Source organism: Priestia taiwanensis, from assembly GCF_014638355.1.
GTDB classification, from domain to species: domain Bacteria; phylum Bacillota; class Bacilli; order Bacillales; family Bacillaceae_G; genus Priestia_D; species Priestia_D taiwanensis.
On the sequence record NZ_BMFK01000013.1, the window covers coordinates 1 to 11341 of the forward strand.

Consider the following 11341-nt stretch of genomic DNA (forward strand, 5'->3'; position numbering starts at 1 on the left):
AAAAAAAACTGTATCAAAATTGATACAGTTAAAAAATATATAATTAAAAGAATCTAACTGGTAATTTTACTTTTTTACCGTTCTGATCTTTAAGATTTTTCAAAGAATGTTGAAATAATCTCATTGTTAATTTATCTAGTTTTACTTCATTCTTACGAGGTGCACAAATCATTATATAAGGATTCAAAATCCAAGTTCTAGGGCTTACAGTACGTCCATTTTCAATGACATGACCTGCTCCTTCTGGATTCAAAAGAATTTCTTTTTTCTTTAATGAATTCATAACAACAGATGTTTTTTGTCTTGATTTTCCTATCATTTCAGCAATTTCAGAAACGGTCGCCGCTTTTGGAAGCTCAAAATCATTTTCAACATTATTCTTTTTAATCTTTTTAAACTTATCTTCTCTTGAAAGAATTACGTTACTTTTAAATTCTAAATATGCTTGAATTCTAAATAAAAAGCTTTCTTCAGCTTGAGTTAAATAACCTATCTGATTTAACAAATCTAAATTTTTATGCATCACTTGATTAAAGGGCTCCCCTGCAAATGGATCTTTACTAGCTCCAACATAATAATCTTCCCCAGTAATGTCTTTTAACTGTTGCAAAAGTGATTTTTTTATTTCTTCCGCTTGCTCTCTTAGTTTCGCATCTTTTTCAAAATCTCTTTTTCTAGCATTTTTTTCAGCTAAATCTAGTACTTTTCCTAATTCTTTACTCATTATGATTCCTCCTCTAATTAAAGGAATCAACGACAAATAACAAGTTTTTCTATTGGATTATCAGTCCAATTATGATAATCTATAAACAGATATTATTAGGATACTTGTCCAACCTTTGTCGTTGAGAATCCTTTGAAAAGAGTCATGTTACCGCATGACTCTTTTTCTATTTTATCACATTTTTGTGAATGATATATTTTTTTATCGAATCATGTTACATATAGCAGATTAATAGAATCTCTACATTATCTTTCCCACTCATCTCGACTATATTTTTGCATCTTCTTTTCTTTCTTTTCACGTTCTTGATCTTGTTTTATTAATGTATTTACTTCTTCAACTACATTTAATTTTTTAGCAAAAGAACTCATTAAATCAAATGCTTTTGGAACATTATCTTTAATAAAATTAATACACAACGATTGAAATTGCTTAAAACGCTGCCTTAAATCATTGATCTGCTCTTGCTGCTGTTCAATCATTCTATCTTTTTCTTTATGACGATCTTCAGACATTTTTAAAACCTTCTTCACTTTCTCATGTTCAACTTTTAAAACAAAATCATTCGTTTGAACTGGAATAGCTTCTTTAGCCTTTTCTAGTTCTGTAGAAAGATAATAGTTATGCAAATTTGCTTTTTTTAATCGTTCAGCCAATACATCAAAGTTCTTCGCCAAAAGATCATACTTTTCGAACGTTTCTTTCTGAGAATCTATCATCTTTTCATACTCATCTTTTTTTATTTTTACATGCCTACCAAGTAAATCTTTATTTACTTCTGTTGGTTCATAAATAAATTCAATAATAGGCGCTTTATATTGAGGTTCATCCCCTAACCTTTTCGTTATTTTCGTCAAATTCTTTCCACGCTCTTTAAATTCTCTTACAATCGCCTCCTGTGCCTCATATTCAGCTTCTAAGGCTTCTTTTGAAGCACGGATGCCATTTATATCCGAAATTACTTGAACAAGCTCCTGACGCTTTTTAAGCCCATCTGCTTCGATTTCTTTAAAAGCTTCTTTCGCTTTTTTGAATTGAGGAACTTTCATATACTTATGAGAACCGACATTGGCTCTCTCGAAATCGGGAATATGAACCTTGGCCAACTCTTCAATATAAGCAGTCTCTTTTTCTCGCCAATGCTTAATAAGATCCATTCCTTTTCCATCAATTCCTTGTTGCTGCAACGCCTTGTCCATTCCAACTCTTCTTGTTAATCCTTTTTTGCTTTCAAAATTAGGAACATAATTAATATGTAAATGAGGATTTGCTTCATCATCATGCAAAACCATATTATAAACTGCTAGATTCAAGTTTCTCTCTTGAAATTCTTCTGCATACTGGATCAATGCATCTTTTTTCGCTTTGCAATACTCTTCACCATCTTTTCCTTCACCAATCGCAACTATCAATTCTCTTTGTTCATGCGTTTTACTATCATGTCGAATTTTGTCGTAATAATCTTCAATTCTACGATCTTTCCTACTTTGCTTCGCATTGTAAGATTCCACTGCTTCACCAAATGTTTCTTCATAAACTTTTCGAATATCCTTTTGAATAAAATAAACATTTTCATCTAACTTAGACTTATCAATATCAGGATTTCCATGTATATTTTTTCGATTATTATGGGCCATATTACTTTTATGAGATTGATTGAATGAGATAGAAAATAACATATTGTACCTCCGATGCACTAAAAATGATTGATAAGACAAGTCTATCAAATAGACGAAGTTTGTCAATCAAAGTAACCCTATACGTATTTTGTCACTTCGTAACAAAATACATAGGGCTCTGCGAGGCTATTCGGCTCTGCCGAACCATGCCTAGCATGGTAAAACCCTGGGCTTTGCCCAAACCCATAAGGGGAACTCTTCCCCTTAACCCCAATAAAAAAACACCCCCAACCCCCTCACTTTTTGAGGGGGCTCCCTCGCCGGTAGGCGTTCCCAAACAATGTGTTTGGGAAGTGCCAAGAGGGTTTTGGGTGTGTCCAGTATGTCAACTCCTTAATGCTCCTACCTTACGGTAGTCCGCTTACCGTTGACATACGCAATGTTTTTCCTTCTTTATTCCTTAAATAAAATCTAATTTGCGGAAAATAAATTTCCAAACAGGTTCTTCTTCCGTTACAACAGAAACTTTTCCCATCATACCCTTATGCAATTCATTTACTTCTTTTACATCAATTGTTGTTTCTACTTCATACATATACATATTAGATTCTTTATTAAATACAGGATCAGCTGATATATATGTAATTTCACCTGTCTGTTTATCTATATTTTGTAGTTTGAATGAGTAATGAACTTCATTTCCTACTTGTACACTTTTTCTTTCTTCTACAGGTAAAAATACTTTTACTTTTTTTCCATCTTCTTTCGGTACAATAGATACTATTTCTTGTCCTACATTAACTGGATCACCAGGCTGCAACGTTATAGGAAATTGAACTATTCCTTCTTTTTGTGCTTTAACTTCTGTCATTTTATTCTGGCTATTCATACTTTCTAATTCTTGTTTTTTTACAAAAATCTCTTGTTCTATTGATTGAATACGCTGATTAACTGAGACAATATAATTCTCTTTATATTGATTTAATGCATTGTTTTTTTGCGTTTTTTTGTTTTCTCTTACTGTATCAACCTTACTTCTTTCGTTTTCTAAGGTTACTTTTCTATTTTCTATTTTCTTCTCAATACTACTTGCTTGCGATTTCATCGCATTGATTTTATCAATCATTAGCTGCTTTTGTTCAACAGGAACATTTTCTTGCTCTTTTTGCTTCTCTAACGCTTGGATTTCCTTTTGTATAATATCTTTATCTGAATAAAAGCTTTGTAATGCTTCATCTTTTCCATTTGATGTTTGATTATCATCTAGCATTTTTATTTCAGTTTCTTTATCTGTTTCTAATGATTTATATCCTTGTTCATACGCTTTATATTCTTCAACAATTTTTGTATCTACATTAGCACTGAACGCTGCTTTATGAGATTGGATACTCTTTTTTAATTGCTCTAACATGCCTTTTTGTTCTTCAAAGTTCTTTAAAAATTGTTCAATTTGTTCTTGTTTACTCAACAATTCTTGATTTTTCAATTGAACAATGATATCTCCTTCTTGAACTTCATCACCGTTTTGAACAGCGATTTGATCTATACTACCAGGAATTTGAGCACGTGAAATCTGTATCTCCGTTTCGCCTTGAATTATTGCTGTACCTTTACTTACAACATCTACTTTCCCAAAGTAGGCCCATCCTATAAAGACTACAAAACTAACACAAAGAAAAACTAACAATCCCATGATAAACCGAGGTGGCTTTTTTTCTAAAAGCTCTACACTATCTGTTAATTGATCAAATGAATATATTTTACTCATAATTGATTACCTCGCATTGCATAAGACTGAGACTCATTTCGTTCTTCTTTCACTGTTTGGTTCTCCCAAAGACGATAGTATTCTCCTTTTTGAAACAATAATTCTTCATGAGATCCTTGTTCTACAATACTACCTTTTTCCATTACAAAAATTTGATTCGCATGTCTAATAGTACTTAATCGATGAGCAATCATAATAACTGTCATTCCTTGTTCACCTAACTCTTTTAACATATCTGTAATATGTTTTTCTGTTGTAGAGTCTAAGTTACTTGTTGCTTCATCTAAAATTAAAATATCTGGTTTCTTTAATAACGCTCTAGCAATTGCCAAACGTTGCCTTTGCCCACCCGATAAATTCGATGCATTCTCTTCTAACAAAGTTTCATAACGCAATGGTAATTCACCAATAAATTCATGGGCACAAGCTTTTTTACAAACCTCAATAATTTCTTCTAATGTAACTTGATTCTCTAATCCAAATTTCAAATTATCATAAATAGATCCACTAAAGAAAAACGACTCCTGTGAAACATATGCAATTCGTTCTCTTAGAGACGTTCTACTTATTTCTTTTATATGATAATCGTCATAATATATATCACCTTCTTGAGGTTCATAATAATGCATTAATAATTTAGAGATAGTAGTTTTTCCAGAACCACTTTCTCCTACAAAAGCAACTTGATCACCAGGTTTTATAGAGAAACTCACATCATTTAATACATTTTTACGTGTGCCATAACGAAACATTATATTTGAACATTCAATTTTTCCAAATAGATTCTCTGGAGATACTTTAGTATGTTCATACTCATTTTTTTCTATTTCTAAATCAAAAATATCATTTAGACGTTCCCCTGCTACTAATGCAGATTGCATTGTAGGTTGAAGTTCAATTAAATTTTCAATAGGGTTTAAAAAATAAGCAAGTAAAGCATTATATGTAATCAATTCACCAATAGTCATATTCCCTTCTAACACTTGAATAGCACCAATCCAAAGAATTATAGTACCTCCAATTAACTCGATCCCCATCTTAATAGACCCTTGTAAATTAGACAACATCCCTCTTTTAAATACATGACGAAGTAAGTTTACAAAACGAGTTTCAGTTTCAAAAAACACTTCTTTTTCAGCATTATATGATTTTATAGTTGAAATTCCATTTAATGATTCAACCAGATAAGATGTTAATTTGGCGTTACTTTCCATTTCTTCTCTGTTAATTTTTTGATATGGCTTATGAAATAACAAAATAATTCCAATATAAAAAGGAACCAATAATAAAGTAACTCCAAATAAAACTGGACTATGTATATATAATAAAACTGTACCTAAAACAACCATTAATGTATCTATCAATAATGTAATTGTGATAGTTGATAATGCTTCTCTTATTTTACTTGCATCCATAAATCGAGCAAGAATTTCTCCAACTTTTCTGGTTTCAAAAAAATTCATTGGTAACCCAACTACATGCCGATAATAACCTAACATTAACTGAATATCGATTCTTCTACTCAAATATAAAATTAAATGCGATCTAAAATAAGCGAGTAAAACTTTAAAAATATACAACATAATAATTCCAATAGATACAATGTGTAAAGTCTGCATCAACTGATTAGTTACAATGTCATCAATTAATAATTTAAAATAAAATGCCCCAAATAATCCAAATAAATTAAAGAGAATAGAAATAAAAAATAGATTAATAAGTAATCCACTTTGATTCTTCAATAAAAAAAGAAACCTGGAAAAAGTCCCTTCAGATAAATTTCCTTTTTGAAATTTATCTTGAGGTTTCATCAATACTAATATACCTGTCCAGATATTCTGAAATTCTTGTAATGTATACTCTATGTTCCCTTTTGCAGGATCTGCAATATATATTATATTATTTTTCACTTTATAGATTACAACATAATGTAACAATCCTTCATCTACTATATGAGCAATTGCTGGTAAAGGAATTTCTCTTAATACCTCTATATCTTTATTTGTTGCTTTTACCCCTTTTATATCAAATCCTAACTTTTCCCCTGCTTCTAATAAACCCTTAATATTTGTACCTTGTAAATCAGTACCTGCTATCTCTCTAATTTTTGAAATAGCCATGTTAAGACCATAATGACGCGAAATCATCGCCAGACAAGCTGGACCACAATCTTTTAAATCATGCTGTTTAATACAAACAAACTTACTTTTCAAACTACATCCCACTTTCTATTAAATAATTAATTCTAATTATTTAATCAACTTTCACTAAACCATTGATTAAACTTCATTTTATATTTGGAAATAATAACCTATAGATTTTGACAACGAAATAATTTAACTATTTCATAATATTTATAAACATATATAAAACCTTTAAATACATCACCTCATATTTTTAAAACCCTTAATTTAACAATGTTCAACCACGAAAAAACACATTAATTAATTTTCATTTGAAATCTGAAAAAACACAATAAAAATAAAATTTAATTTTTTTATTTAAAAAATACTGGAAATTAATATAAATATTAGTATAATAGAAAAGTATTAACAAATCAAAAAAATTCAAAATCATTCAAAATCATTTAAGGAGGAAGAAAATTCATGAAAAATTTAACAGCATTAAACGAAAAAGAATTACAAGAAATTAACGGTGGTTCAGGATGGAAATGGGTTGCTAAAACAGCAGCCAAAGCTACTCCTGTTGGACGAGCAGTTGTAACAGTTGGTCAAATAGGTTATGCAGGAACTAACATTGTTAAAGGTTTCAAAAAAGGCTGGAATGAAAACTAAACTATAAAAATACAAACATAGAGGTAGGACATCTAACATGAAAATTATTGAAAATTGTACACCACTTACAACAAAAGAAATGTTAAACACAAATGGTGGTAGCCTTGGACAATGGTATCAAGGTATCGGAGAATGGATGGGCAAAACTGCTAAAGAAATGAAAAGAGCTAACGATAAATACGAAGCTAACCGTAGTAAATTATGCCCTGGTATGTCTCGTAAAGACTGCTAATTGATATTTTTATAATAAGAACTTATTAAAAATTTCATAATAAAAAATACATAGGAATTTAGTTATAACAACTAAATTCCTATTGTGTTTTTTATTAATTATTATAAAATTACTTTTAAATATTCTTCTAAAAAATTTATTCTTCTAAATATATATTCAATATCCCACTTATAAACCAATAAATTATAAAAAGATCGGAGAATTCAACATGATCAACAGTAAAAAAACAAAAATACTAAAACTACTCTTCTTAATAAACATATGCTTCTTTTTAATATATGTTATATATGCTTTTACTACTAATAGTGAAATATTTACCTATGATTTTATAATTTTAACTTGTATATCCCTATTCCTTATTTTAACAATTGGATATAACTTAAAAAAGATAAAGTCTAAAGACTAATAAGATTAATTACAAAATTAAATTTTTTATTTATTAAATTATATTATGATTCATTGTTTTGGTAATATTTTAATGATATAGTAAATTTTGTATATTAAAACTATTTTAATGGAGGATATTATGAATAATAAAAAATTACAAGTATTAACAAAAGCAGAATTAGAAAAAACAAACGGTGGAGGAAAAATTGGAAAGTGGCTTGGCTATCAAACTGGAAAAATAGCAGGTAAAATTTTTAAATAAAACTGTATAATTCATACATATATAGTTAACATAATAAGGCATTCTAGGAAGTTACCAAAAAGGCCAAACCCTTATGTATCAAGGATTTGGCCTTTTTTGTTTTTTCTCCGATATGCACGTTTTTATACATCGTTGATCTAGCAGCTTTTTCACCTCATGATTGTCTCGTTATTTCCCAGCTTTTCTGTATAAAATTCTGTATAAAACAATCGTATAGTTATTTTCCAAATAAACGTTGCCAAAATGATTTTTTTTGTGTAGCAGCAAGTAGACGTTTACTTTCTTGGACTTCTCGAAGAACTTGCATAAGCTGATGATCTCGTTGATCTAGTCGTTCCATTATTCGATTTTCTGTAGCAAGCAGGTCTTGCTTAATCTCATTCAAAATATTTTGTTTGAATTGTTCTCTTTCTTGCTGATTATCTATTTCCAACGAGCGAGGGGTGCTCACTATATGTTGAGCTGCTTGAGCATGCTCTTGTAAAACTTCTTTTATCGTGATTTCAAGCCGTTTCCCCCTGCTTTGGTGTTGCTTGACCATTTTTAATACGATCACGTCTTGCTCGGTAAACGCTCGACTTTCCTGTTCTCCTTTCAGAAAGACATACCCTTGCTTTTCCATCTCGAAACACCATCGCCTCAACGTACTACGGCCAATCTCTAGCTTTTCTGCTACTTCGTAATTCCAATAAGCTTGTTGCACACGAGCACCCCCTGCTTACTTAGTTCGAGCAAGATTTATCCATCACCTGTTTTTAGATGTAAGATAAAAGTTAGATAAAATGAAAAAAGAAGAAATTAATGACCTCAAATAAGATTATTATCTAATTTCATCCAACCATATCCAATATTCTGTTAATCTAGTAAATAGACTAATTAGAAAGTGAGGATACATATGAAATTAACAGACAAAAATTTAGAAGAGATTAGAAAGCTAACTATTATCTCACTATTCTCCGATGATGATTTGATGGACATTCTTGTTCTAAAAGGTGGAAACGCCTTAGAGTTAGCATATAATTTGAATTCTAGAGCATCTATGGATATTGATGTTTCAATGGAAAAAGATTTTGCCGATTTTGATTTAACTATTGAAGATGTACAAAAAAAATTGGAAAAACGATTAAATATTACATTTGAAGAAGCAAATTATAAAGTTTTTGACGTAAAATTAGTGGAAAGACCTAAAGCTAAACGAAAAATTGATGATCTAAATTGGGGTGGTTATAGCGCTGAATTTAAGGTTATTTCAAAAGCTGACTACGAACGGATTGGTGATAATACAGATCAGCTTAGACGAGAATCATTAGCTATATCAGGAGATAAAAAAGTCATTAAAATTGATATCAGTAAATATGAATTCACTGCTCCAAGTCAAGAAACTGAATTTCACGATTACTTTATTAAAGTTTACTCACCTCGAATGATTGTTTTTGAAAAACTGCGAGCTATATGTCAACAAATGAAAGAATATACTCAAACCGTTAGATCAAGCCAAACTCCTAGACCTAGAGATTTCTTTGACATCTTTGTAATTATTGATACTCTCGATCCAACTCTTGATTTTACTTCAACAGAAAACCAAGAATTAATTAAAAGTTTCTTTGAAATAAAAAATGTTCCTCTTCGTCTATTAGGAAACATTAAGAAACCGGAAACTAAAGAATTTCACGAACAAGCATATGCTACTTTGAAAAATACTGTAAAAGAAAGTGACAATCTAAGAGAATTCAGCTTCTATCATGATTACGTTTCTACTAAAGTAGAAGAATTAAAAGTACTATGGAATTAAACATCAAAATGATCTGGATAATATAATTTCCACCGCTCTGAAAATAAACAGTTCTTCATGTTATAAGTCAAATAAAAATTGTACTTGATTGGAAAGCGTTCCATTAATTTTAGGGCGCTTTCTTTATATCCAGCTCTCTCTAAATAAAACCCGACAACTTGATGATAAGGATACATATATTTTAATTTTTTCAAATAAGAATAAATTTTATTAACAGACACTTCTCCCTTTGCATTTTTATATATATCAAGAATTTCAAAGACCCCACCTGCATAATCAGGTCGCACTGCTATATCAATTAACGTTCTTTCGATGTTGGTTACCTTGATTTTATTTTCTTTAATAACACCCATGTTACCTGTATATTTACCATTCAAAATATGAATTTCTCTTCCTTCATACTTTGCAATGTTTTTTGAGGTCCTCATGTCTTTTGAAAAAGCCTTATCTATTAAATCCTGTGGAATTCCATCCTCTGTTTGTAAAGGAACCCCATCTTTATATGATTGCTCATTATTTATAAAAATAGGTTTTACAATATTATCCGTTAAATTATGGTAAAAAGCTGCTGTGTGATGAGAAAGATAACTTTTCTTAAAAAGAGAACATGCCATCTCAACAGGTCTTATTTCATCAATTTCTTTATTAAATATGTATCTTTGAAATGTTCGATTAGGAAATTCTAAGTCTACATTAGTTATCCATTTCTTTTTCATAAGAAATATTATAAAATCTTCTGCGGTTGTAGAAAAAGGCAATTTCCAATCTAATCTTTTTTCCCACAAAATATGATTTATTTCTTCTATGGTAAAAATATCTTGATCCATGTCTTTAAAATAATTTTTAATGTCATTCTTATACAATTCCATGATTTGAAATCTATTAGGTCTAGCCATGTAAATCACCTTTTTTTATTAGTTAGATGTACAATAAAGTATATATACTTTATTGTATGACAAAGTAATAAAAAAAGCAACCTCAAAAAAACCTTGATTTCCCCAGGTTTTTGCTATGTTTTTAGCTATAAAATTTCAAAAAGCATCCAACCATAATAAAGTATATATACTTTATTATGTGCTAATTTTATCAAAAAGAAGTTGTTTTTATATTAAATTTTTATTAAATTTTGATTACAAAAATATTACAATGAATACTAGAAAATCATTTCCCCTTGTTTTTGGGTGTGAGGTTAAGGATGGGGTGAAACAAAGTGAGGGGCATAGCCCCTATAACGTCATATATATTGTTGAAAAAATTATAAAGAGCGACAGAATTGGCGGTTCGGCAGGTATACTGGTTCAATCAAGCTGAATATGATAAATCTCGTTTTTGGTATGTTCGGCTTGGCGCAGCCATCTCACCTGCCGAAAAAAGTTTTGCAGGGATGAAGCATCGCGAAAAAGGTGGAGATTTTTCCGACCAGCGGAAGGGAAAATACTACCTGTTCCTTGCGGAACTTTTAGCCTTTAATAATAGTGATAATAGAGAAGGCTTTTTAAAAGTGCTTAGAAGTGTTGATATGACTGGGTTTGTTAGGATTTTGGGGGTGTCACCTTTTGGTGACACTTTAGGACCTTTTTGTCACCTTTTAGTGACACCTAAAAATTACCAATTCTATGGAAATATAAAAAAAACTGTATCAAAATTGATACAGTTAAAAAATATATAATTAAAAGAATCTAACTGGTAATTTTACTTTTTTACCGTTCTGATCTTTAAGATTTTTCAAAGAATGTTGAAATAATCTCATTGTTAATTTATC

Annotated in this window: 11 protein-coding genes and 1 pseudogene; 5 read left to right on the plus strand and 7 right to left on the minus strand. The window is 30.1% G+C overall.

Features of this window, described 5'->3' with window-relative positions:
• Positions 1-43: 43 nt before the first annotated feature.
• From IEV41_RS19725 to IEV41_RS19740, 4 genes are all read right to left on the minus strand, one after another.
• The gene (locus IEV41_RS19725) at positions 44-724 is read right to left on the minus strand and encodes a Rep protein (protein ID WP_188390207.1); all 681 of its coding nucleotides are present in this window, start codon (positions 722-724) and stop codon (positions 44-46) included.
• 245 nt (positions 725-969) lie between these two features.
• Positions 970-2403 (minus strand): plasmid recombination protein, encoded by a 1434-nt coding sequence (locus IEV41_RS19730; RefSeq protein ID WP_188390208.1) that lies wholly within the window; start codon positions 2401-2403, stop codon positions 970-972.
• Between the two features lie 400 nt (positions 2404-2803).
• Positions 2804-4111, minus strand: coding sequence for an HlyD family secretion protein (locus IEV41_RS19735; protein WP_188390209.1), 1308 nt, complete (start codon positions 4109-4111; stop codon positions 2804-2806).
• Complete coding sequence (locus tag IEV41_RS19740; protein WP_188390210.1) at positions 4108-6324, minus strand: peptidase domain-containing ABC transporter; 2217 nt, start codon at positions 6322-6324, stop codon at positions 4108-4110. The genes IEV41_RS19735 and IEV41_RS19740 overlap by 4 nt, the downstream gene beginning before the upstream one ends.
• A gap of 393 nt (positions 6325-6717) precedes the next feature.
• Between IEV41_RS19740 and IEV41_RS19745 the strand changes: the two genes are divergently transcribed.
• The 3 genes from IEV41_RS19745 (at position 6718) to IEV41_RS20225 (ending at position 7787) form a co-directional block, all read left to right on the plus strand.
• Positions 6718-6906: a bacteriocin gene (locus IEV41_RS19745; RefSeq protein WP_188390211.1), complete on the plus strand. Its 189-nt coding sequence runs from the start codon at positions 6718-6720 to the stop codon at positions 6904-6906.
• 37 nt (positions 6907-6943) lie between these two features.
• Positions 6944-7138: a hypothetical protein gene (locus IEV41_RS19750; RefSeq protein WP_188390212.1), complete on the plus strand. Its 195-nt coding sequence runs from the start codon at positions 6944-6946 to the stop codon at positions 7136-7138.
• Positions 7139-7664: 526 nt separating this feature from the next.
• On the plus strand, positions 7665-7787 hold the full coding sequence (locus IEV41_RS20225; protein ID WP_268235157.1) for a hypothetical protein: 123 nt from the start codon (positions 7665-7667) through the stop codon (positions 7785-7787).
• A 217-nt stretch (positions 7788-8004) separates the two neighbouring features.
• On the opposite strand, the gene IEV41_RS19755 is transcribed toward IEV41_RS20225, so the two are convergent.
• On the minus strand, positions 8005-8490 hold the full coding sequence (locus IEV41_RS19755) for a DUF3967 domain-containing protein (protein ID WP_188390213.1): 486 nt from the start codon (positions 8488-8490) through the stop codon (positions 8005-8007).
• Positions 8491-8682: 192 nt separating this feature from the next.
• Here IEV41_RS19755 and IEV41_RS19760 point away from each other — a divergent pair, with 192 nt between their 5' ends.
• Positions 8683-9579, plus strand: coding sequence for a nucleotidyl transferase AbiEii/AbiGii toxin family protein (locus IEV41_RS19760; RefSeq protein WP_188390214.1), 897 nt, complete (start codon positions 8683-8685; stop codon positions 9577-9579).
• On the opposite strand, the gene IEV41_RS19765 is transcribed toward IEV41_RS19760, so the two are convergent.
• Positions 9576-10475: a type IV toxin-antitoxin system AbiEi family antitoxin domain-containing protein gene (locus IEV41_RS19765; RefSeq protein ID WP_188390215.1), complete on the minus strand. Its 900-nt coding sequence runs from the start codon at positions 10473-10475 to the stop codon at positions 9576-9578. The genes IEV41_RS19760 and IEV41_RS19765 overlap by 4 nt on opposite strands.
• Before the next feature lie 377 nt (positions 10476-10852).
• On the opposite strand from IEV41_RS19765, the gene IEV41_RS19770 reads away from it, so the two are divergent.
• Positions 10853-11248 (plus strand): hypothetical protein, encoded by a 396-nt coding sequence (locus tag IEV41_RS19770; protein ID WP_188390216.1) that lies wholly within the window; start codon positions 10853-10855, stop codon positions 11246-11248.
• On the opposite strand, the pseudogene IEV41_RS19775 reads toward IEV41_RS19770, so the two are convergent.
• Positions 11249-11341, minus strand: a pseudogene (locus IEV41_RS19775) (Rep protein); the annotation flags it as partial.